This window comes from uncultured Winogradskyella sp. (assembly GCF_947498345.1).
GTDB lineage: Bacteria > Bacteroidota > Bacteroidia > Flavobacteriales > Flavobacteriaceae > Winogradskyella.
Window position 1 is genome coordinate 58,653 of record NZ_CANMJY010000004.1, and the last position, 23,663, is coordinate 82,315.

General features: G+C 32.5%; 18 protein-coding genes. 6 read left to right on the forward strand and 12 right to left on the reverse strand.

The window, feature by feature from the left end:
• Positions 1-8: 8 nt before the first annotated feature.
• Positions 9-2,174 carry a DNA mismatch repair protein MutS gene (locus tag Q0912_RS06700; RefSeq protein ID WP_299113317.1) on the reverse strand — a complete coding sequence of 722 codons (2,166 nt, stop codon included), beginning with the start codon at positions 2,172-2,174 and terminating at the stop codon, positions 9-11.
• A 94-nt stretch (positions 2,175-2,268) separates the two neighbouring features.
• Between Q0912_RS06700 and Q0912_RS06705 the strand changes: the two genes are divergently transcribed.
• Positions 2,269-2,940, forward strand: a complete 672-nt coding sequence (locus Q0912_RS06705; RefSeq protein ID WP_299113319.1) for a uracil-DNA glycosylase — start codon at positions 2,269-2,271, stop codon at positions 2,938-2,940.
• Between the two features lie 375 nt (positions 2,941-3,315).
• Here the strand turns inward: Q0912_RS06705 and Q0912_RS06710 are convergent, their stop codons facing one another.
• The 5 genes from Q0912_RS06710 to Q0912_RS06730 form a co-directional block, all read right to left on the reverse strand.
• Complete coding sequence (locus Q0912_RS06710) at positions 3,316-4,170, reverse strand: substrate-binding domain-containing protein (protein WP_299113321.1); 855 nt, start codon at positions 4,168-4,170, stop codon at positions 3,316-3,318.
• Positions 4,171-4,268: 98 nt separating this feature from the next.
• On the reverse strand, positions 4,269-5,141 hold the full coding sequence (locus Q0912_RS06715; protein ID WP_299113323.1) for a nucleoside phosphorylase: 873 nt from the start codon (positions 5,139-5,141) through the stop codon (positions 4,269-4,271).
• Positions 5,131-6,072 (reverse strand): DUF1835 domain-containing protein, encoded by a 942-nt coding sequence (locus Q0912_RS06720; RefSeq protein ID WP_299113325.1) that lies wholly within the window; start codon positions 6,070-6,072, stop codon positions 5,131-5,133. The genes Q0912_RS06715 and Q0912_RS06720 overlap by 11 nt, the downstream gene beginning before the upstream one ends.
• A gap of 1 nt (position 6,073) precedes the next feature.
• The gene (locus tag Q0912_RS06725; protein WP_299113327.1) at positions 6,074-6,406 is read right to left on the reverse strand and encodes a translation initiation factor; all 333 of its coding nucleotides are present in this window, start codon (positions 6,404-6,406) and stop codon (positions 6,074-6,076) included.
• Positions 6,406-7,356, reverse strand: a complete 951-nt coding sequence (locus Q0912_RS06730; RefSeq protein ID WP_299113329.1) for a 2-oxoglutarate and iron-dependent oxygenase domain-containing protein — start codon at positions 7,354-7,356, stop codon at positions 6,406-6,408. Before Q0912_RS06730 ends, Q0912_RS06725 begins: the two co-directional genes overlap by 1 nt.
• A gap of 149 nt (positions 7,357-7,505) precedes the next feature.
• Between Q0912_RS06730 and Q0912_RS06735 the strand changes: the two genes are divergently transcribed.
• Entirely contained in the window at positions 7,506-9,506 is a 2,001-nt protein-coding gene (locus Q0912_RS06735; RefSeq protein ID WP_299113331.1) for a dehydrogenase E1 component subunit alpha/beta, read from the forward strand.
• A 525-nt stretch (positions 9,507-10,031) separates the two neighbouring features.
• A complete protein-coding gene (locus tag Q0912_RS06740) occupies positions 10,032-10,445 on the forward strand; it encodes a hypothetical protein (RefSeq protein WP_299113333.1) in 414 nt (137 codons plus the stop codon).
• Here Q0912_RS06740 and Q0912_RS06745 read toward each other — a convergent pair.
• Positions 10,442-11,005 carry a biopolymer transporter ExbD gene (locus Q0912_RS06745; RefSeq protein WP_299113335.1) on the reverse strand — a complete coding sequence of 188 codons (564 nt, stop codon included), beginning with the start codon at positions 11,003-11,005 and terminating at the stop codon, positions 10,442-10,444. The two genes, Q0912_RS06740 and Q0912_RS06745, sit on opposite strands and share 4 nt — an antisense overlap.
• 137 nt (positions 11,006-11,142) lie before the next feature.
• Between Q0912_RS06745 and Q0912_RS06750 the strand changes: the two genes are divergently transcribed.
• Positions 11,143-12,651, forward strand: a complete 1,509-nt coding sequence (locus tag Q0912_RS06750; RefSeq protein WP_299113338.1) for a DEAD/DEAH box helicase family protein — start codon at positions 11,143-11,145, stop codon at positions 12,649-12,651.
• A 173-nt stretch (positions 12,652-12,824) separates the two neighbouring features.
• Positions 12,825-13,502 carry a hypothetical protein gene (locus Q0912_RS06755; protein ID WP_299113340.1) on the forward strand — a complete coding sequence of 226 codons (678 nt, stop codon included), beginning with the start codon at positions 12,825-12,827 and terminating at the stop codon, positions 13,500-13,502.
• Here Q0912_RS06755 and Q0912_RS06760 read toward each other — a convergent pair.
• The 5 genes from Q0912_RS06760 to Q0912_RS06780 form a co-directional block, all read right to left on the reverse strand.
• Positions 13,492-14,073 (reverse strand): pseudouridine synthase, encoded by a 582-nt coding sequence (locus Q0912_RS06760; RefSeq protein ID WP_299113342.1) that lies wholly within the window; start codon positions 14,071-14,073, stop codon positions 13,492-13,494. The genes Q0912_RS06755 and Q0912_RS06760 overlap by 11 nt on opposite strands.
• A 77-nt stretch (positions 14,074-14,150) precedes the next feature.
• Positions 14,151-19,061, reverse strand: coding sequence for a PQQ-dependent sugar dehydrogenase (locus Q0912_RS06765; protein WP_299113344.1), 4,911 nt, complete (start codon positions 19,059-19,061; stop codon positions 14,151-14,153).
• A 347-nt stretch (positions 19,062-19,408) separates the two neighbouring features.
• Positions 19,409-19,966 (reverse strand): hypothetical protein, encoded by a 558-nt coding sequence (locus tag Q0912_RS06770; protein ID WP_299113347.1) that lies wholly within the window; start codon positions 19,964-19,966, stop codon positions 19,409-19,411.
• A 243-nt stretch (positions 19,967-20,209) separates the two neighbouring features.
• The gene (gene tsaE, locus Q0912_RS06775) at positions 20,210-20,671 is read right to left on the reverse strand and encodes a tRNA (adenosine(37)-N6)-threonylcarbamoyltransferase complex ATPase subunit type 1 TsaE (protein WP_299113349.1); all 462 of its coding nucleotides are present in this window, start codon (positions 20,669-20,671) and stop codon (positions 20,210-20,212) included.
• Positions 20,672-20,802: 131 nt separating this feature from the next.
• The gene (locus tag Q0912_RS06780) at positions 20,803-22,356 is read right to left on the reverse strand and encodes a bifunctional response regulator/alkaline phosphatase family protein (RefSeq protein WP_299113351.1); all 1,554 of its coding nucleotides are present in this window, start codon (positions 22,354-22,356) and stop codon (positions 20,803-20,805) included.
• 33 nt (positions 22,357-22,389) lie between these two features.
• Between Q0912_RS06780 and Q0912_RS06785 the strand changes: the two genes are divergently transcribed.
• Positions 22,390-23,619, forward strand: coding sequence for an HD domain-containing protein (locus Q0912_RS06785; protein ID WP_299113353.1), 1,230 nt, complete (start codon positions 22,390-22,392; stop codon positions 23,617-23,619).
• The last annotated feature ends 44 nt before the right edge of the window (positions 23,620-23,663 follow it).

The window sequence follows — 23,663 nt, forward strand, 5'->3', positions numbered from 1 at the left end:
TCGCTTTTTTACTTCTTAGCCTCAACTAATTCTAATAGATTCACACTAACGTTAGTTGTAAATAAGCCATAGTTTACTATGGCTTTGTTTTTTTCTATAGTATCAATACTACCAACAGCTCTACCATCGTGCATACGTACGCGATCACCAACTTTTAATACTGGCTTTGGCTTTTCAATTTTTACTTCTTTTTTCTTTTCAGCTTTTTTCCTTTTTCGGATTACTTCTACCTTCTTTTCGGCTTCCTGTTTTATCTGTTTTTCTTTAGCTTTTTCTGCACGCTTCTGTTTGACTGATACTTTTTTACGCTTGGAGTTTTCAATCTGTACTAAACGAAATAGTTCAGCCATTAACTCACGCTTCTTTTTATTATTCTGAAATTTTTCTGCTAAATCATTTACTTTCTGACCTAAATAAATGAGGCGTTGATTACTGTCATAGAGCTCTTGGAAGCTTTCTAATTTCTTTTGAATTTTTGCATTGGTTTCTTCAAGTTTCTCGGCTTCAGAAAGTTTCTTTTTTTCATTAACCTTAAGGGACTGCTCGGTTTTCTCTAAGCGGCTTCTTTGCTTCTGAAGCTTAGCTATAGTAGCATCAAAACGCACTTTACCACGTTCAATCTTCTTTTTAGATTGATTGATTAAGCTATATGGAATGCCATTTTTCTGTGCTACCTCAAACGTAAAAGAGCTACCTGCTTGCCCTGTAACCAATTTGTACATAGGTTCTAAACTACGTTCATTGAATAACATATTTGCATTTTGCATATGAGGTAATTCGTTGGCCAACAACTTCAAATTAGAGTAGTGGGTTGTGATAATCCCAAATGCTTCTCTATCATAAAATACTTCTAAGAATGTTTCAGCCAATGCTCCTCCAAGCTCTGGGTCACTACCAGTTCCAAACTCATCAATTAAGAATAAGGTTTTAGAATTACATTTCTTTAAAAAGTAATTCATTTGTTTTAAGCGGTAGCTATAGGTGCTTAAATGATTTTCTATAGATTGGTTATCACCAATATCACTAAGAATTCTTTCAAATAAGCATACATTACTACGCTCATGTACAGGAATAAGCATACCGCTTTGTAGCATTACTTGTAATAATCCCACAGTTTTTAGAGTAATACTTTTTCCACCAGCATTAGGACCAGAAATAACTATAATTCTATTCTCATTACTCAGACCAATAGTTTGAGGGAATGTTTTTTCTCCTTTTTCTTTATTGGTTAAATAGAGTAGTGGATGGTATGCATCTTTTATAAAAAGATTACGTTCGCTTGAGATTTTTGGCAAAATTGCATCCATACTCTGAGCGTATTTTGCTTTAGCAGATATAACATCAATTTTAGTAAGAAATGTTTGATAGTCGTTTAAAAGAGGTAAAAATAAACGAACAAAATCTGTAAGCTCTTTAAGAATTTTAATGACTTCTTCTTTTTCTTCGTACTCTAAGTTGTTGAGTTCTCTGGTATGTTGTAATGTGGTTTCTGGTTCAATATAAACAATACTACCAGTTTTGCTACCTCCCATTATAGCACCTTTTACTTTACGTCGATACATAGCTTTAACTGCTAATACACGTCTGTTATCAACTACAGATTCTCTAATGTCATCCAAATAATCGAGACTGTGATATCTATTTAGAGCCGAAGCAAAACTACTATTTATTTTTCCTTTTAATTTGTTGATTTCATGCCTTAGTTCCTCTAGTTGAGGTGAAGCATTATCTTTTATATCTCCAAAGCGATCTACAACATTATCAATCTGCTCAATTATAGCAGTTGTTACTTCTATATATTGACTGTATTGATTGAGGTTAGGATAATAGTCTTTAAATTTTTCTAAAAAAATTACAATGCTATTAACTGTTAGTGAGATGCTTACTAACTTCTGAAGACTTGGAATTTCTAAATACGTGTTTTCAATATTTAGAAGCTTAAGTTCTTTGGAAATAGGTTCAAAACCATGGTTTGGTATTCTGTTTTCATTATCAAATGACGACCTGTATTCATTGACGTAATCTAATTCGCGAATAAGTTGAGCTTCAACTTCAATAGGTCGTATGGCTAAAGAAGCCTCCTTTCCTAAAGCTGTAATGGTATGCTCACTTATTTGATTTAAAACCATAAAAAACTCTAAGTCTTTTAAGGTTTTTTCATGAATCCGTGTCATGGTATATTATAAATTGTAAAGTTGCAAATTTAGGTTAAATAATGCGATATGTCTAACGACAATAAATCCTTATTTTTGAAGGAAAATCTAAAGTATGAATGTAGATATACATCAGAGTTGGAAACCTTATTTGCAAGCAGAATTTAGCAAGTCTTATTTTAAGGAATTAGTTGAATTTGTAAAAAAGGAATACAGAACACACAAGTGCTTCCCTAAAGGTTCAGATATATTTAATGCCTTTAATCATTGTTCTTTTGATGATGTTAAAGTCGTGGTTATAGGTCAAGATCCATATCATGGTATTGGTCAAGCTAATGGTTTATGCTTTTCTGTTAATGATGGTATTGTTCATCCTCCTTCACTGATTAATATATTTAAAGAGCTTGAGCAGGACTTAGGTTTTCCTTATCCTAAAAATGGAAATCTAATGTCTTGGGCAGATCAAGGAGTGCTATTATTAAATGCTACATTAACTGTTAGGGCACATCAAGCCGGTAGTCATCAAAACAAAGGTTGGGAACAATTTACTGACGCAGTAATACAAATCATTAGCCAAGAAAAGCAAAATGTAGTGTTTTTACTTTGGGGAGGTTATGCTAAAAAGAAAAAGAAGCTTATAAATACAGCTATGCATTCAGTATTAGAAAGTGGTCATCCGTCACCTTTAAGTGCTAATAGAGGTTATTGGTTTGGTAATAAGCATTTTAGTAAAACTAACTCCCTGTTGCAGCAAGCTGGCGAGTCTGTAATTGAGTGGAGGTTATAGGAGTAGTAGGTTTATGAGTGCGAATCACTTTTGGTTTTCTATTCTCAACTGTTTTTGGAGTTTTATTGCAACTAAATATTAACAATAAAAAATTAACACAGACCAAAAAAGACAAAATCAGAGTAATGGTTAGAATCATAGTTTGTTCTTATAGTGTTGTTAATAGCAAAGATTTGGTTAAAACAAATGTAACTAAAAATTTGAAATAGTGAAAGTTATGAACAAAAACTGTAAGATTTAACTTTAAGCATTTTAAGAAAAATTAACACTTTTTGCCGATGTTTGCTGGTGTTATGACGATTTATGTTTTTTAAAAAAAGTTTAAGAATCTACAGAAAAATGTTAAAAACTGAGTGATTTACGACTCATTTTTAATTAAAGGATATGAATTAGGTCTTTATAATTAACTTTTTTGGGGATGATATTTAAGTTAAAAAGTTGTTCTTGTACATTTTCAATCGTCTTTTTATCAATTATATCTTGTGCCCATTCTGTAAGTGAAAGCCACTCTTGTACATCTTCTAATTCTTGCTCGTAGCGATTTGCAATAGTTCTATCAATACTGGGTATAGATTTAAAATCTGTAGTTGTTTGATTGATAATATCTAATATAGTTCTTAATTCGTCTTCATTATTTTTAATAAAATCTTCTCGTACAGCAATAACAAAACAAGGCCAGGGAGAAGGACAATTATCTATTCTTCTAAAAATACCATCATCAACTAAAGGTTTTGTGGTGAATTTTTCCCACATAAAATAATCAGCATCACCTTTTGTCAATCCTTTTTTAGCGCCGTCGAGATTTTTGATAACCTCAAAGTTGAGATCTTTTTCTAAATCCCAATCATGATTTTTTGCATTAATATATGCCATTAAATGAGAACCAGAACCATAACGGCTTATCGCTGCTGTTGCGCCTTTGATGTCTTCAATAGTCTGGAATTTGGAATGTTCTGCAACATGAATACCCCATATTAAAGGAGTTTCAACAAAGGTCTGAACAATTCTTGAAGGGTTACCAGCTATTATGTCCTTTACTATACCTTCAGTAAGAATTACTGCTATATCTATTTCTCCAGAGCGTAAGCCTTTACACATTTCTCCAGTACCTCCATGGTAGTCATGCCAACGTAGATTGATATCTTTAGCTTTATATTCGCCATTTTTTAGAGTTAAATACCAAGCTAAATTAAAATGCTCTGGTACACCTCCTATGTTTACTTTTTTCATGCTAACTAACTGCGAAAACAGAAATTTTAATTTAATTTATGACTAAATGATGTTTTAATTGTAATATTATATACTGCACAGTGTAACAATATCTTTTATTAAATATTCACTATACGCTCCAGAGCATATAAAATCAGTTTTTCTACTGTTTTTTTTGGATCTTTACTAAAATCACCAGTGGCTCTATTGGCAATAATAGCATTTAGTGACAAGGCTTCATGCCCCAATAATTTTGAAAGACCGTAAATAACTGAGGTTTCCATTTCAAAATTTGTAATCCTAAATTCTTTATAGTTAAAAGAATCTAGTTTAGTATTTAAGTCTGCGTCATGAAGAGGAAGTCTTAATACTCGACCTTGGGGACCATAAAAACCACCAGCAGTTCCTGTCATGCCCTTAAACACTTTATTACTCTCAAAATACTTTTCTAAGTATTTACTGTTATTGATAATTATTGGCCGCGCTTTATTTTTATCCCAATTTGTATGTTTAATAAATTCATCTTCAATCTCAGGATTGCTTATACCGCTAATCTGGTAGAAGTGTAGCATACCATTAACATCTAGACCGTGTGTACTAATTAAAAAGGCATCTACAGGAATATCTGCTTGTAACGAACCAGAAGTACCGATTCTAATAATATTAAGACTGGTTAACTCTGTCTTTGGTTGACGTGTCTTTAGATTTATATTTACCAGAGCATCAAGCTCATTTAGAACAATATCAATATTATCTGGTCCAATTCCTGTAGAAAGTACTGTGATTCTTCGATCTTTATAATAGCCAGTTTGCGTTTTAAATTCACGCTTTTGAGTACTGAATTCAATACTGTCAAAATGCATCGTTATTTTTTCTACACGATCCTGATCTCCTACAAAAATAATTGTATCAGAAATATCTTCTGGCTTTAAATTTAAATGGTAAACGCTGCCATCTGGATTTAATATTAACTCCGAATTTTTAATTGACATGTAATATAGTCTTTACAAGTTTATTTTGATCTATGCTAAATTGAAAACCTAAACGTTCAATACCTCCATAGACCATATTATTATTTATTTCTGAAGCAAAATTATAATGCCTTAGTAATGCTTCATGTCCTTTTCTGTTGAGTTTAATACCTGTCTCTGTTTCGTCTAAGAATATTGAAAGCCTATCTATTATGCGTCTTAATTGTGTATCACCAAAACCATAGTATCCTTGATAATTGAGGCTGTATCCTAATAGGTGATGTAAGGATTTTATTTGATTATCTCTAACAAGTCTTAGAATATTGTCTTCAAGTACGCTAAGTCCACTCTTTTGATGTGGGAAACGTTTTAAATGAGCTTTAAGGCAATTGCTCATATACTTAAAGTTAGACTTGGTTATAATATAAGGTTTAAGTATGTTATGATCTTTACCACAATAGGTTCTCCAAAGCGTTATAGCTAATTCTTTATCTTCTTTTGTTAATAAAGTTCTTTTATAGTAATGATCCATCAATTGTTCAAGTGATAGCTCACAAAGACCTTTTAAGTTTTTTTCACCTTCAACACGACCACTACATATAAGATAAAGGGGTTTATTAATATTTTTCTGGTGCAATAAATTTATAACGCCAAGGAGGTTAATATGACAAAATAGATCGTACTCAAACCAAAGATGAATTTCAGAATATTTATCAGTATTATCTAACTTAGATAACTCACTTTTGAGCTCTTCCGTATCTACTTCTATATCGTAATATTCTTTAAGAAAATGACGCCTAATGTTAAAAAAAGTATCTGATGCTATTGCAGCAATAGTAGGTCCTTCGCATAGCATTTCTTGCCACGTTAATATATCGTCTGTAAAGTCAAGTTCTCTTAAGTAATCTGTTAATGAGCTACCATTGGTAATATGAAGAATTTGTTTTGTCATATTAACCTCCAACACGTTTTACATTAAACCCTTTTTCTTTTAGCATTTGCATAATTTTATCACGATAATCACCTTGAATAATTATCTTATCATCTTTAAAGCTTCCTCCGACACTAAGTTTAGTTTTTAATTCTTTGGCTAGTTTTTTAAAATCTTTAGTTGCACCTGTATAACCTTCAAGAATGGTTATTGGTTTTCCTTTTCGTTTTTCGTACTTACAAACAATAGGATCATCTTGAAGCCAAATATCATTTTTAGTCTTTTTTGAATCATCAGAAGGATCTTCAGAAACATGGTCAGGAAATAGATGCTTTAATTGGTCTTGTAAATCCATTATTTTTTAATCAATCCAAGTTCTACAAGACGTTGATTTAAAAATTCACCAGCTGTGATGTCATCAAATTGTTTTGGATTATCATCATCAATACAACTATCTAATACATCTAGTTTCATTTCACTTATTGGGTGCATAAAAAATGGAATAGAGTAACGTGATGTTCCCCAAAGTTCACGAGGTGGATTAACTACGCGATGTATAGTAGATTTTAGCTTATTATTAGTATGTCTCGATAGCATATCGCCAACATTAATCATTAATTCGTCTGGTTCAGCAATTGCGTCTAGCCATTCTCCATCATGGCGTTGTACTTGCAGGCCACGACCTTGAGCTCCCATTAATAGTGTAATTAAATTAATATCACCATGAGCTGCAGCCCTAACCGCATTTTTTGGTTCTTGGGTAATTGGAGGATAGTGGATTGGTCTTAGAATAGAATTACCATTATGGATATAATTATCGAAATAAGTTTCTTCTAAATCTAAATGTAAAGCTAATGCTCTTAAAACATACTTAGCAGTCTTTTCTAACATTTTATAGGTCTGTTTACCTACTTTATTAAAAGCAGGTAGCTCTTTAACTTCAACATTTTCCGGGTATTCTTTTCTGCGTTCTTCGTCATCCTCAACATATTGCCCAAAATGCCAAAACTCTTTTAAATCTCCTTCTTTTTTTCCTTTGGCACTTTCTTTTCCGAAAGAGACATAACCACGTTGACCACCAATCCCAGGAATCTCGTAACTTTCTTTAACATCTAATGGCAAACTAAAAAAATTCTTTACCTCCCCATATAATTCATCTACTAATTCATCATCTAAAAAGTGGCCTTTTAAGGCGACAAAACCAATGTCTTGGTATGCCTTACCTATTTCGTTTATAAATTTTTGTTTTCTATTTGGGTCATCAGAAAGGAAATCCTTTAAATCAACGCTAGGTATTCTATCCATTGGTATTTTCGTTTAAAATTTTAGTCAATATACAAAAGTAACGAAAATAGTGTTAAAAAATTGAGTCGTAATTTTTGATAACTTGACTACTAACACTACAATTTTGATACATTTTTATTTACATTTGAAGCATTACTTAATACGAACTTATGCCTACCATAACTAAAAGCATTATAGATTACGATAAAAGGAACCTTAACAACAAGACCCTTTTAAAGCTGTATTACAATATGTTGAGACCTCGATTAATTGAGGAAAAGATGCTCATTTTGTTGCGTCAGGGAAAAATTTCTAAATGGTTTTCTGGTATTGGTCAAGAAGCTATTTCTGTAGGTGTTACTATGGCGCTTAAACCTAGCGAATATATTTTGCCTATGCATAGAAACTTAGGCGTTTTTACCACAAGAGAGATTCCTTTACACCGATTGTTTTGTCAATGGCAAGGAAAATCTAGTGGATTTACTAAGGGTAGAGATCGCTCATTTCACTTTGGAACCCAAGAGTATAATATTGTGGGTATGATTTCTCATTTAGGTCCACAACTTGGTGTAGCAGACGGAATTGCTTTGGCTAATTTATTAAAGAAAAATGGACAAGTAACAGCTGTATTTACTGGAGAAGGAGGGACAAGTGAAGGCGATTTTCATGAAGCTTTAAACGTTGCGTCTGTTTGGCAATTGCCAGTAATTTTTTGTATTGAAAATAACGGTTATGGTTTATCTACGCCAACAAGTGAACAATATAAATGTAAACACCTAGCAGATAGAGGTAAAGGCTATGGCATAGAATCGTTTATTTTAGACGGTAATAATATTATAGAAACCTATTCTAAAGTTAAAAAATTAGCCGAAAGTATAAGGAAAAGACCTAGACCAATATTAATTGAGTTTAAAACATTTAGACGCCGAGGACATGAAGAGGCTAGTGGTACCAAATATGTACCAAAAGCTTTAATTGAAGAATGGGAAGCTAAAGACCCCATTGAAAACTTTAGAAGCTATTTGTATAGTAAAAAGATATTATCTGCTGAAATTGATGAAAAATACATCACCGAAATTAAGGCAGAAATAGACTCTTCTTTAACATCAGCTTATGCTGAAGAAGCTATTGTACCAGATGAAGCCATTGAATTAAATGATGTTTATAGATCATTTAATTATCAAGATATTAAACCAAATTCTAAAACTAAAGAATTGCGATTAGTTGATGCTATTTCCGAAGGTTTAAAGCAAGCTATGGAAAAGCATGAAGACTTGGTTATTATGGGACAGGACATTGCAGAGTATGGAGGTGTTTTTAAAATAACCGAAGGTTTTGTAGAACAATTTGGCAAAGGGAGAGTACGTAATACACCAATTTGTGAATCTGCAATTATTGAAGCTGGTATGGGCTTATCTATAGCTGGTATGAAAGCTGTTGTAGAGATGCAATTTGCAGATTTTGTAAGCTCTGGTTTTAATCCTATAGTCAATTATTTAGCGAAATCGCATTATCGTTGGGAGCAACAAGCAGATGTTGTGGTTCGTATGCCATGTGGAGCAGGTGTTGCTGCAGGTCCTTTTCATTCTCAGACCAATGAAGCTTGGTTTACTAAGACTCCAGGTCTAAAAGTGGTTTATCCGGCATTTCCATATGATGCCAAAGGTTTGTTAGCAACTGCAATTAATGACCCTAATCCTGTACTTTTCTTTGAGCATAAGGCATTATATAGAAGTGTTAGACAAGATGTTCCGACAGATTATTATACGTTACCTTTTGGAAAAGCTGCACTTTTAAATGTAGGAGACGCAATAACTGTAATTACTTATGGTGCAGGTGTACATTGGGCTTTAAAAACCTTAGAGAATAATTCAGACATCTCTGCTGATGTCATAGATTTAAGAACATTACAACCTATGGATAAGGATACTATTTTAAGCTCGGTTAAAAAGACTGGTAAAGCTATTATTCTGCAAGAAGATAGTATGTTTGGAGGTATTGCAAGTGATATTTCTGCCATGATAATGGAAGATTGTTTTGAGTATCTCGATGCACCAGTAAAACGTGTCGCAAGTATGGAAACGCCTATTCCTTTTATTGGACAATTAGAAAATCAGTATTTGGCTAAAAGTAAGTTTGAAAGCGCTCTAAGAGAACTTTTTAATTACTGATTTAACGTTATTTAATGGTATAAACTAAAGAAACCAATACAGACATGTATTGGTTTCTTTAGTTGCAATCCATTGGGTGATTAATCCAACTCATAACTTAATAGTTTCTAAGTCATCATCTAAGCTATTAGATGTATTGACAATTTTTGATAAAGCTCTCATAATTGTTTAGTTTATTGATTGATGAATTGCGCGTTATTACCTATAACGTCTTTTACTGTTCCAAGTATAACTTTTTGTGTCTGCTGTTGTACCTGTTAATTGATTGTTGTTTAAAGTTCTCATAATTGTTTAATTTATTGATTGATGAATTTCGTTTTTACCTATAACGTCTTTTACTGTTCCAAGTATAACTTTTAGTATCTATTGTTGTGCCTGTTAATTGATTATTGTTTAAAGTTCTCATGTTTGTTCGTTTTTAATTGATTACACTATATAGACGTCATAAAAAAGGAAATGTTACAGTACTTTGCATAACATAGTAATGATTTAACAAATTTTAACTATTAAGTGTATCTTTAATCTATGAGAATAGGAACTTATACTTTATTATTCATAACAATATTTAGTTTTAATTGCAAGTCAGAAATAGAAGAGAGTTGTAACTCAAAAATATTTCAAGTCACAGCTACAGCATACAATTCATTTGCATATCAGACCAGTTCTAATCCTAATATTACTGCTTTTGGGGATAGTTTAAAACCTGGATATAGATATATTGCTGTATCTAGAGATTTATTAGACTCTGGCTTAGTACATAACACTAAAGTTAAGATAGAAGGTTTTGATAGCTTTTTTACAGTAAAGGATAAAATGAATAAACGTTGGCGAAAACGGATAGACATTTATATGGGTGTCGATGTTAAAAAAGCAAAAAAATGGGGCAAGAAAATGGTGAGCATTGAATATTGTATCCCAATAAAAGATTCTATCTTTTAATTGCGTTTTACCATAACTTCAGAAACTATAAAAGGATATGCTTTTTTAACGATTTTTAATTCAGCATCTGTAATTTGTTCTGGTGACTTATTAAACGTTTCTTTTATGTAACGTGCTCTTAAATCGTAAAAAGCTTTGGTAATTTCATCTTGTACGGAAATAAAAACATGATACTTAGTTAAGGCATTGTGACTTAAAGAAATTACAGCTTTACTCGGATGATCTGATGACTTTGATAATTTTTCTCCATTACAATAATCACAATTAGATAGACCATTATTATCAACAAATGCCTTTACGATTTGTTGAATATCTTCAAGTTTAACAATTTCATTTTTAACAAAAATTTCATCATTGCTATTTAAATTGATCCTTAACAGGTTTCTTTCATTAGTACCTTTACTACAGTCATTAGTTGGACAATCATCAGGTAATTGTCTTAGTATGCCTTTGTCAGCAGAAATAGTTGTAGTGACCAAAAAGAAAATAAGTAACAAAAAGGCAATGTCAGCCATGGATCCTGCGTTGACCGTCGCAGAATGTTTTCGAATTGATTTCATAATATATTTATTTAAAATGTTAATATTTTCTTAATCACAATAACAGTACCAATCTTGTTAAAGGTTATTAACAATTCTTATCAAAAACCCTTGCAATATGCTATTTTTGCAAAATTAACCTTGGAGGAAATAATTATATGTCAACAGACACAATAAAGGAAACGGTAACTGAGAAAAGACTCTACGATTATCAAATCAAGGATCTCAATCGTATTTTCGATGTGATGCAAGATGAGTCTGATGATTTCAATTTGCTATATCAATTGCCTACTGGTGGAGGTAAGACAGTTATTTTTTCAGAAATTGTTAGACGTTATATAGAGAAGCACAAAAAGAAGGTTGTAATTCTTACACATAGAATAGAATTGTGCAAACAAACCTCTAATGTACTTTCGGGATTTAAGGTTAATAATAAAGTTATTAATAGCAAGGTAAAAACATTACCAGATCAAGATGAGTATGAGTGTTTTGTTGCTATGGTAGAGACTTTGAACAATCGCTTATCTGATAAAGATTTTGAACTTAAAAATGTTGGTCTGGTTATTATTGACGAAGCGCATTATAATTCCTTTAGAAAACTCTTTAAATTTTTTGAACATTGTTTTATTCTAGGTGTAACTGCGACACCATTAAGCAGTAATATTAAATTGCCTATGAAGGACAACTATGATAAGTTGATTGTGGGTGATGATATTTCTACCTTAATTAAAAATGGATTTTTAGCCAATGCAGACGTATATCATTACGATGTTGGGCTAACTACTTTAAAAATAGGGATAAATGGTGATTATACAGTAAAGTCTTCTGAAGCCTTATATACTAATAGTTTAATGCAAACCAAATTGTTATCTGCGTATGAAGAATTGGCAAAAGGGAAGAAAACATTAATTTTTAATAATGGTATATATACGTCCAAAGAAGTTTATTATACGTTTAAGAAAGTTGGGTATAATGTGCAGCATTTAGACAATACTGCAAGTAAGCAAGAACGAAAAGATATTTTAAATTGGTTTAATACCACACCAGATGCAGTGTTAACTTCTGTAAGCATTTTAACCACTGGTTTTGATGAGCCTTCTGTAGAATCTATTATTCTTAACAGAGCGACAAGATCACTGACTTTATATTTTCAAATGATTGGTCGTGGGAGTAGAATTTTTAAAGACAGAACAACATTTCAGGTTATTGACTTAGGAAATAATGTGGCACGTTTTGGACCATGGAGTCAGCCGGTAGATTGGCAACATATTTTTAAATATCCAGATTTATATTTAGAGAATATAGTTGATGATGAGTCCCTTGAACGTGATTTTGTTTATCTCATGCCTGATGCTATAAAAGAGAAATTTAAAAATTCTGATTCCCTAGATTTTGATGTTAAAGCAGAATATAAAGATGTTATAAGCTTGGGTAAGAAATCTTTTACTGTTATAGAGCGTTCTATTGCTCAGCATTCTAAAATTTGTATTGAAAATAGTGAAGACGTTTACGATGCAAGAGACTTAACAAAATTGCTTCAAGATGAAATTGCTTATCGCATCAAGCAATATTGCTATTGCATAATGAACAGTACACAAAATTATAAAGACTGGTTGTTTGAAGAGTACAACCGTAAATTACGTATAAGTTTTAATGGTAAGTTTTAACGTTTTTTTGTAAGGTATTACAATTTTATACGTTTATTTTGAAGTAGGTATGGTTTTTGCACCACAAGATTAAAAACAAAAACGCATCTCAAATACTAGTGAAAGCTTTTAAGTACATATTACTCATATTCTGCACATTATGTTATACTGTTGCTTTTTCTCAAGAAAAAAAGGTGAAAGACAAGGAAAATAAATCTATCAGAATCCCTGCTGAGCCCTCTAAGATTAAAAAAGATTCTATACCAGTAAAGATCAAAGTAGCGCCAAAACTAGATAAAGATGAAAAAAAGGAGAGTAGTGGCGACTCCAAAAAAGATGAAAAGAAAAAATTTGTAATTAGAGATTCTGAAAAGCCATTCTCAATGACTGATAAGGATGGGTTAAAAAGTCCTGGTGAGATTTTTGAAAAACGTTGGAATAAAGAACTTGAAAAGGGTGGTATAATTAGAACTATGTCTGATCAATTTCTTGGTGAGCATAATGTAGATACTAAATTTGTAAACATTATATGTCGCGATCATGAATATGTAGATGGTGATCGTGTACGGATTTATGTGAATGATGTTGTTGTAAGACATAATCTGTATCTTACTAATAGTTATAGGCGTGTTGAAGTCAATTTGGCTCAAGGTAAAAATACTGTAGAAATAGAAGCCTTAAACCAAGGGGATTCGGGGCCAAATACAGCAGAATTTTTAGTTTACGATGATAAGGGCAAACTTATTTCTTCTAAGGAATGGAATTTATTAACAGGAGTAAAAGCTATCATTGTTTTCAATAACGAAAAAGTAGTGATAAAGGAAAAAACATCTGATGATGAAGATAAAAGCGATGAAGCTTCTAATAATTAGTTAGTAATACTTCTCCTGGTTGCATAGCTCCTAATTTATAATCCCCAATACGTATTCTCACTAATCGTAAAGTTGGAAAACCAAGTTTTGCTGTCATTTTTCGTACCTGTCTAAATTTACCTTCAGTTAATGTAATACTAAGCCATGATGTTGTGCCATGTTTTTTATCTCTTACATAACGTTCAGTAATATGCGAAATATCATCTAAGATATAGGCATTACATTGTTTTGTATTATATGGCTGCCCATTAACAGAAATCTCAATACCTTGCTTTAATATTTCAATATAAGATGCAGTAATTATACCGTCAACCATGACATGGTATTCCTTTTCAATTTTTGAGCTGGTTATGTGGTTGCTAAACTTACCATCTGTAGTAAGTAACAATAGGCCTTCGGATTTTTCGTCAAGCCTGCCAACTGCCATAATACCATCAGGGAAATTATATAGCGAATTTAAAAGTTTTTTGTTTCTCCGCTTATTTTGATTATTAATGAATTGACTTAAATAGCCATAGGGTTTATATATTTTATAATAACTGTGCTTCACGCTATCTAAATTAGCAATCATTTTGTGTTTAATCGTTTGTAAAAATAAAAAAGCGCATAGTCTTTGTAGAGTATGCGCTTTAATAATTATATAAACTCCTATTTTATTATAAGTTTTTGAACACGTTTTTTGTTTCCACTTGCTACCAATTCTACTATATATATACCAGCGCTTAGATGTTCAACATTAACAGTTTGTCTCGTATTGTATAAATCTAATGCTTTTGTTATCAATATACGCCCATTTATATCATAAAGTTTAAATTGGGTACTATTTTGTAACTGTCCAAGAATAACGATAGCTTTTTCTTTTTCTAGATTAAAAATATTTAAATCCTCTAAAGTAGATTTTGGTGTACTGAGTGATTGGTTCGCAAACCTTAGATAAAAACGACCTGTGCCAGTTAAGTCGCTCATTGCTGTAAAGCTGTATGTAGTTGTATTTAATTGAGTTTGTGTATTGTTTAATGTATCATCTAAATATACATTTATAGATGAAGGTATATCAGTTTCAAAAATACTAATGGTAACATTTTGTCCTTGCAATGCATGTAATCCAAGAGGAATAGTAACATCGTTAATGGCATTACTACTTAAGCTTTGAACAGTAAAAGCATTACCAGAACTGTTTTCTACCAAGTATGAATATATTGAAAAATCAGGAATGCTTCCATTAAAGAATGATGCATCATAACCAGGGTCTAAACCAAGAGATGCATTGTCATTAAAATAAAAATCTGTACTATAATTTGATGCATCAGAACTAGCCAATAATTTTAAGTGCCCATGATGTGGAGATGAAGATCTTCCCTGAATAAAATCATCACTACTTCCAGAAACCCTCATATTAGGTGTAAAGGTTACTGAGCCACCTCCAGTTTTACTTTTTACAAAAAATGCCTGACCAGGTGCTATGAGTTCAATTACACTACCGTCGTCTATTTTAGCTTGGTTCCAAATAGTCCAGCCATTAGATGCATCGCCGTCATAACCATAAATAGATTGATATGTAGCAATATCTAATTCATCTTTATTGAGATTAAAGAACAGGTCAAAATCTATATAAGAGGTATATGGATTTCCTATTAAATTCCAACCATTAAATGAAGAACCAAGAGAGGTTAGAGCAACATTTACATTACCGGTTTCTATCTCACCAGTAAAAGTAAGCGTGCTGCCGTGAGTGCCATCCTCGGAACTATCCCTTGCTGCACGATAGCCTACACCAGAACTTAATGGTAAATTACTATTGGTGCTAGCATCGTATAATTCATAATTCCCAGTAGATTCATTAAAAGGGCCAAACAATTTTTGAGATGTATTATTTGGGTTTTCAAATAAGTTTGGATTATTAGTAGCAAAATTCCCAAATGTTTCACCTGAAAGCGGAGATGCTATTAAATCATTGCCAGTAGAACCATTAAAAGCATTAACATGTCTTTTGTATTTAATATTTCCTGTGGTTGTACCATTTACAATTAGACTAGAATACTTATTAGAGATTGAATTAAGCGTTACATCACCATTGATAATCAAATCACCATTAATAGTCAGACTACCACCTTCTAAGATTTCTATACTTGCATTAGAATATACCTGATAATTATCATTAATAACGACATGTTCATCTTCACCTATAATCAAATCACTACAGTTATCTGGTGCGGTAAATAATGCGCCATTGCTTCTGTAAAGTGTGTTGTACCCATCAGTAAATTCTGCAATCACCTCTACTTCATTGCTGTCAGAGTCCAATCCAGTGAGTATAACTGTTTGTGGGCTGCCTGTAATTGGGAAAATTTGATCATTTACAATTAAGGATCCGGTTGCAGGTGGATTTGTATAACTTACAGTCAATTGTTGAGTATAAGAATTATCCATAGTATCACAACTTGTTTGTTGGTCAACCACTATATTATCTATAGTTGTTGGATTATCAAATGGTTTAAATTGCAGAAGTGATGCTTTAGGCTCTGTATTTAAATCACCAGTACCGCTATTAGTAGTCTCACCACCTCGACCTCTTAAATGGATGTTTACTAAATCGTTAATACCATCACTATATATTTGCAGCCTCACAGCTTCAGCATATATTGGAGGTTGATTAGTGCCATCCCATTCGTAAATACCAGAATTTATCCAACCACCTACACCATCTTCAATGGTTATCCAGATTCCTTCTCTTAAATAACTAACACGCCATAATGTATTTGGTTGTGGTTGATTTGGATAAGTACCACCAAATGTAATATAGTTAACAAACTTTGGCTCTGGCCAATCTGTCTTCCAATAGAAACCATTGTCTATATCAACTGGCCCTAAATTTACCCCATAACTCTCTCCATATTCACCAAATTGGGTGATGACTTTATAATTACCTGCTAAAGGATCGTATAAAATATCCAGAGGTGTTCCTCGACCAGCTCCTTGAGCTACAGAACCACTAAGTTGAGCAGAGGGCAGAAGTGCTAGGTTAATCAAAGGATTAGGATTATTACTAATGTCAGTGCTATTGGTATCTAGCTGATTAATCCATTGCTCAATTAAATCTACCGCAGGTTGGTCTATAATTGTTTTAGAAATTGGAGGCATCATTACTGATACATCTACACTATTTATTCTGTGATATAGTATGGATTTTGAAGCATCGCCTGGGAAAACGATTTCTTCATTTGGATCAATACCCAAGGGGGTTAATATACCGCTAGTTAATAATTCTGTAGCTTCTAATGTATTATAAACTCTTAAGTCGTAATTAGTTCTAATGCTATTATCGCGCCTATGGCAATAAGCACAATTTAAATCTAAATAAGATCTGGCCTTTTCATCCAACGATGCGTTAGAATCTTGTAAAGATTTATTGGTGTATATGTTTGGTGTATCAGAATCGGTTATAGACGCATCTATAATACCAAGATGACTTAGGGTTACTAATTGATTAGCTGTTATACCTGTTTCATTATAGGTGTAATCAGTATTTAAATATCTTGACTTTAAACCAAGTCCTCCTTTATTGGCATGGTTGTGACAGTTTATACAATCTGAATTAGAAGGGAAATGCCAAGTTTGTGTTCTTGTACCACCTGTAGTTGTTGCTATATCTACTGGTTCATCTAAACTTGAAGCCTGTAATACAGCATCAGTTTCGGTTTCGTTCCAGTTATAGGTTAAGAAGTACATTTCACCAGTTTCGTCTACAACAGAGACTCTGGTTTCAACTTTCTTAGTAATAGATGGATTATTATCATCGACCTGTAAATCGAAATGTTTAACGATAACTGTACCTGCAGGAAATTCCCAATCCCCATGCTCTGAATAGTTTATTTGCTCACTTGATCCACTATGTACACCATCATTGTTTGGTACAGCGATCCAGCGTTTTTTCAATGCACCATCAGACCAAAATGACTCGTACAGTTCGTAAGGTACATAACCGTCAATAACATCTAATGTAGATAAGTCTGAGAAAATCCCCGTTTGTGAGAGTAATTGTGGAGCAGGCCCGTAATCTGCATCATCATCAATAAGTTTATAAATATTTGTACTAAAGCCTAATCTTAGGAGATAAAGTTCTTTATCGTAATCCTGACCAAAAGCAATAATATCTTCAGGCAGAAAAGTACCTATTTGTTCGTAATCTCCTGAGCTAATATCAACAGAGAAGATTTCATCACCTCCACCATAATCTGCACAAATATATTTTCCATAAAGCTCAGGGATGCCAGTACCTCTATATACATAACCACCTGTGATAGAATTAACAATATCATGACCAAAATCCACTAGTGGTTCTGTGTGGTTCATTCCGTTAAACAAATCAGAGTAACAGCCAGGCCCTGTGATGTTTCCTTCAAATAATGGCCAACCAAAATTGGAGTTTACATCGAGAACATTTACCTCTTCACGATTATTTAGACCAACATCTCCAATATAAAACACACCAGTTTGACTATCTTTTGTCATTCTAAACGGATTTCTAAGCCCTATACTATAATATTCCTCAAAGAAATCTCCAGATGTATACACATCATTAGGGTTTGGAGTACTTAAATTTAATTGCCCATATATATTGGTTGTTGACCCAGGAGTAGTATCAGAAAAAGGATTGTCATTGGGTATCCAATATTCTAAGCCAGTGATTTCACCTGCAAAACCTGCATCGTTTGGTTTAGTTCTTACAGGAGGATGACTTTTAGTAGGGTCTTTATCTACATCGAGTCTTAAAACTCCACCTGCTAAATTATTTATAATATCTTGGGATCTTTTCCAAGAGGCCATGTCTCCTGTGGTAAGATATAGAAATCCATCATCCCCAAATTCTAAACCACCTCCATAATGTGTTGTTCCATACATTCTATTTTTCAATAAAATGGTTCTCGAATTAGTAACAAAAGCCATTGTGGTAGGATTGACTTCAAAACGCTCTAAGATTAAATAATTACCCTGATATTCATTGTCGCTGTATGAGCAACCTTGACCAGTGTATTGTCCAAAACCAGGCAGGTCTTCATCATTACTGTTCTTTGTAGCATAATATACATAGATATAATTTTTGGCATTTGTTGGGGCATCGAAATCTGGATGTATGGCAGAGCCCAAAAAACCACCATCAGAAACTAATCCAACTTCAGCAGATAGATCAAGTAAGAGGTTTTTATCCGTTGTGGCTTCATCGTTATCAAACCAAAAAATCTTACCGTCTAATTGACCTAGCACTATTTTATTTTGATTTGGTACCGTATTAAATGTTATGGGGTAAAAAAAATGAAGATTTGGAAATGCCACTCTATAAGTTGCATCTAAGTCATCATCAATTGCCTGAGGAAAAACACCATTTGAGTATGGTGCTATGGTTTTTGCACTAGTTAAACCAGACCCAGAAAAATAGGGAAAAGCAGCAAATAAAAATAGTGAGGCAATTAGAATAGGTAAAATTTGAATCGTCTTCGATTTGGTATTTATGTATGTCATAAAACTTCCAATAGGTAGCTTGGAAATATTAAATTTCATAAGATTTCGATTGAGTAAATTAATAGCTAAGTAAATGTAGCTCATTAAGATACGACACAAACAAAATTTTCGACAAGAACGAATTAAATCGGTTAAAGTTGATTCTCAGAACTTTAAAGGGAAGTAAATACTTGAATATGTTTGTTTTACATAAATGTTAAAACATATCAAATAGATGGTAAATTGTTTGCCTAATAGTATAAAGCATAGACCAGGATTATACTAAAAAATAGTACTTCTATGGAAGTATATAATTGATGTTAGCACACCTTAGCCGTAATTTAGATAGAGAAATGAGCTAAAGACATGTGTAATAAAATAACTTTAGTTTAATGATTTTATAAATCTTAAAAATACTGCTTTACCTTACCCCAAAACGTTTTTGGCTTAAACATGAATTCTGCTTCAAGTTCTTCCATGGTTTTATCAGCGTTATTTATTTGATTAAACATTTTAGCTCTAATTAAATAAATTGATGGAAAAACTATTGCCATAATTGGTAGTAAATATACTATATGAGAAGACTCGTCCATAGGGCGAATATCTGATTTAATTGCGCTTGCTATTTGAAATGAGAACATAACAATAGGTACTAATAGCGCATGATACCACCAATGCTTACATGTAAAAAACCAGATAAGAGTTAGTAGTAAAGGAATTATCTTCATCATTAAAACCCACATAGCCACATTAGCGCTCTCATATAACTTACTATGGTAGATTCCAAATATTGTTTCCCACTCCTTTGTATCTGGCACATACTCATGCATGTAAAAAACAAAAGGAGTACCTGCTACTAAAGTAGCTACAATACTCCCAATTAAAATCTTACGATTGTAAGTCTTTTTATCCGTGCCTAGGCTTTTTAATCTTACTTTTGTCAACTTGTGTTGTAGTCTGTCCATCTAAGTCAATAATGTTAGTTGCTTGAGCAGTAAATAACATTCCTCCGAAGATAGCGATTGCTAGTACTAGTTTTTTAGTTTTCATAATTTAAGGGATTTAATTAATTAATTACTACAAATGTATAGTGCATACACGGCTTGCAAAAATCAACTTGTGTTAAAATCCGAGAAATTTTGAAGTTTCAATTACGGTTTTTCCGTAATTAGAGTACTTTTTTCGGTAGAATGTCAATGAAATTTTATCTAAAATTTCGGTTCTGTCATAGCATTATGTTCGGTTAAAAGTTTATTATTTATGGTTAATTTGAGGGATCTTGTGTTGTTGTCAATTTTAGTGATAGTAAGTGTTTGCTCGTTATCCAATAGCTCAGAAATGCGTTCTGGCCATTCTATAAAAAGCCAATGGTTACTTGCTAAGTAATCTTCTATGCCAAAATTATAGGCTTCATCTAAAGATTCTACTCTGTAAAAATCGAAATGATAGACTTTATCTTTAGGCAAAGTATATTCATTGACTATAGAAAATGTTGGACTCGTAGCAGTATCATTACTACCCATAGCCTTTAACAACGCATTAATAAACGTTGTTTTGCCAGTTCCCATAGTGCCATTAAATAATAAGGTTTTAGATTCCAAGTGCTCTAAAACTTTAGTTGCAATGGCATCAATGTCTTTTAAATGATATGTTAGGGCAATAGTTTTCACTGTAACCTATTGTAAAATAGACCACAATGGTAACAAAAAATATTGAGAAATCCTAGAAAAAAGTGTATTTCATCGGATTTTTTTGCCTTTAGAGGATGTTTGTTGATGAAAAATCACATAGATTGTAAAACTTATTTAGGGTCTAAAACCACGAATGGAATAATCATTTCCTCCAAAGAAACACCTCCATGTTGATACGTATTTCTATAATAACTTACATAGTGATTATAGTTATTAGGGTAAGCTAAGAACAAATCACCCTTTGCAAAAATAAAAGAACTACTCATCGTAAGTGCTGGCAGGTGTACTGACTTAGGGTCTTTAATTGCAAGCACATCCTTATCCTGATAGGTTAGACTTCGGCCTGTTTTATAACGTAAGTTTAAACTTGTATCTCTATCACCTATAACTTTAGAAGGTGCTTTTACATTAATAGTACCGTGATCTGTGGTTAATATTAATTTAAATCCTAACTGTTGCGATAATTGAATCATTTCTAATAAAGGGGAGTTCTTAAACCAACTAAGTGTTAAAGAGCGATAAGCCTTATCGTTAGAGGCTAATTCCTTTACCACCTCCATTTCAGTTTTGGAGTGGGAAAGCATATCCACAAAATTGTACACGACAACATTTAAGTCGTTATCTTTTAATGACCTAAAGTTTTCTACTAGTTTTCTGCCAGATTTTAAATTAGTGATTTTATGATATTCATATTTAATATGATTTAAGCCTAATCGCTTTAATTGTTCTCTAAGAAAATCATCTTCGTGCATATTTTTGCCACCTTCATCGATATCATTTTTCCAGTATTGTGGATATAGTTTTTCCATATCAGATGGCATAAGTCCAGAAAATATAGCATTACGAGCATATTGCGTAGCTGTAGGTAAGATGCTGTAAAATGAAAGTTCTGATGCTTTTTTATAGTAATTATTTACAATAGGTTCAAAAGCTTTCCACTGATCATAACGCAGATTATCAATGACCACTAAAAGCGTTGGTTGTTTATCACTTAATTCTGGTACAACTTTATCTTTAAAAAGCGTGTGCGACATTACTGGAGCATCAGTGTTTGGTTGAAACCAGTCTTCGTAATTTTTCTCAATAAATTTACCAAACTGCATATTGGCTTCTGTTTTTTGAGATTCTAAAATATCAGTCATTCCAACATCTTCAATACCTTCGAGTTGTAATTCCCAATAAATTAATTTTTGATATAAATCTATCCACTCTTCAAAGGAGTTAACCATTGACAAGTCCATGGCAATTTTCCTAAATTCTTGTTGATAATTAGATGTGGTTTTTTCGGAAACTAAACGCGAGTGGTCTAAATTCTTCTTTAAACTCAGCAAAATCTGATTTGGATTTACAGGTTTAATCAAATAATCTGCAATCTTATTACCAATGGCTTCCTCCATAATATATTCCTCTTCACTTTTGGTAATCATTACTATAGGCAGATTTGCGCGCCTTTCTTTAATTTCATTAAGAGTTTCAAGACCTGTAAGTCCTGGCATGTTTTCATCTAAAAAAACAATATCAAAATTGGTGTCGTTAATAATCTCAAGAGCTTCAGTACCACTTTGGCAGGTTGTGACCTTGTATTGTTTTTGTTCTAAAAAAAGAATATGTGGCTTTAATAAATCAATTTCATCGTCTACCCAGAGAATATTTATGTTGTTCATGTATATTTGTTTTCTAATTAATGAGTTTCTAGTTTGAAGTCTAATAATAAACTTAAAATATTTAACGATCCAATTTACGGATTTATTACGATTCCAAATTCGTTAATTTTCGATCTTATTCAACATAAATACTTTCAACGTCTACGTCGCATAAGCCAAATGGGTTTATCTTATCTGGTATATCCAGGCGCACATCATACAAGGTTTCATCATGCTTTAGGAAGTATGCATTTAATGCAAAAAGCAATTAATGTACTTCGTTTTAAGGGAGTTACGATTTCTAAAGATGAAGAGAATGGTTTACTAATTGCTATTTTATTGCACGATATTGGTCATGGTCCTTTTTCGCATGCCATGGAGCATAGTATAGTAAATGGGATTTCTCACGAAGAAATTTCGCTAAAATTTATGGAAACTCTTAATGAAGAGTTTAACGGAAGTTTAACTTTAGCGATTTCTATTTTTAAAGGCGAATATCCTCGTAAGTTTATGTGCCAGCTCATTTCTAGTCAAATAGACATGGACAGGGCAGATTATTTGAAACGTGATAGTTTTTACACAGGTGTAGCTGAAGGCAATATTAACAGTGAACGTTTAATAACTATGCTTAATGTTATTAATGACCAATTAGTTATTGAAGAAAAAGGAATTTACAGTGTAGAAAAATTTTTAGTAGCTAGACGTTTTATGTATTGGCAGGTTTATCTGCATAAAACAGGTGTTGTGGCTGAGCAGTTATTAATGCGAATTTTAAAACGTGCCAAAGAGCTTGTAGAATTAGGTAATGTGCTAAATTGTAGTAAGGCATTAATATTTTTTTTAAAGTCTGACGTTACTAAAGAAAGTTTTAATTCTAAAACCTTAGCCATTTTTGCACAACTAGATGATTACGATATTGTTGCAGCTATGAAAGATTGGAAAAACCATGACGATTTTGTGTTGCAAAATCTTTGCGAAATGATTCTTAATAGAGACTTGTTGAAAATAAAGATGAAGAACAAACCTATTAAAACCTCAGAGCTAGTTTCTTATTCTAATGCCTTGATGGATAAATACATGATTTCAAAGAAGGAGGCAGATTATTTTGTGTTTCATGGTGAAATAACTAATGTCGCTTATCAGAATAAAAAAGCACCTATCAATATCTTACTAAAGTCTAGAAAAATAAAAACTATTATAAAAGTATCAGACCAACTTAACCTAAAAGCATTGGGCAAACCTATTACCAAATATTATATGTGCTATCCTAAAAAGAAAATGTGATGCTTTTTTTTTACTTTTGCGAAACCAATCCATATATTAAAATC

Bases quoted from the DNA above. Each gene is read 5' to 3' on its own strand.
- Q0912_RS06700 (WP_299113317.1), bottom strand. From the start codon at position 2,174: ATGACACGGATTCATGAAAAAACCTTAAAAGACTTAGAGTTTTTTATG.
- Q0912_RS06705 (WP_299113319.1), top strand. From the start codon at position 2,269: ATGAATGTAGATATACATCAGAGTTGGAAACCTTATTTGCAAGCAGAA.
- Q0912_RS06710 (WP_299113321.1), bottom strand. From the start codon at position 4,170: ATGAAAAAAGTAAACATAGGAGGTGTACCAGAGCATTTTAATTTAGCT.
- Q0912_RS06715 (WP_299113323.1), bottom strand. From the start codon at position 5,141: ATGTCAATTAAAAATTCGGAGTTAATATTAAATCCAGATGGCAGCGTT.
- Q0912_RS06720 (WP_299113325.1), bottom strand. From the start codon at position 6,072: ATGACAAAACAAATTCTTCATATTACCAATGGTAGCTCATTAACAGAT.
- Q0912_RS06725 (WP_299113327.1), bottom strand. From the start codon at position 6,406: ATGGATTTACAAGACCAATTAAAGCATCTATTTCCTGACCATGTTTCT.
- Q0912_RS06730 (WP_299113329.1), bottom strand. From the start codon at position 7,356: ATGGATAGAATACCTAGCGTTGATTTAAAGGATTTCCTTTCTGATGAC.
- Q0912_RS06735 (WP_299113331.1), top strand. From the start codon at position 7,506: ATGCCTACCATAACTAAAAGCATTATAGATTACGATAAAAGGAACCTT.
- Q0912_RS06740 (WP_299113333.1), top strand. From the start codon at position 10,032: ATGAGAATAGGAACTTATACTTTATTATTCATAACAATATTTAGTTTT.
- Q0912_RS06745 (WP_299113335.1), bottom strand. From the start codon at position 11,005: ATGAAATCAATTCGAAAACATTCTGCGACGGTCAACGCAGGATCCATG.
- Q0912_RS06750 (WP_299113338.1), top strand. From the start codon at position 11,143: ATGTCAACAGACACAATAAAGGAAACGGTAACTGAGAAAAGACTCTAC.
- Q0912_RS06760 (WP_299113342.1), bottom strand. From the start codon at position 14,073: ATGATTGCTAATTTAGATAGCGTGAAGCACAGTTATTATAAAATATAT.
- Q0912_RS06765 (WP_299113344.1), bottom strand. From the start codon at position 19,061: ATGAAATTTAATATTTCCAAGCTACCTATTGGAAGTTTTATGACATAC.
- Q0912_RS06770 (WP_299113347.1), bottom strand. From the start codon at position 19,966: ATGGACAGACTACAACACAAGTTGACAAAAGTAAGATTAAAAAGCCTA.
- Q0912_RS06780 (WP_299113351.1), bottom strand. From the start codon at position 22,356: ATGAACAACATAAATATTCTCTGGGTAGACGATGAAATTGATTTATTA.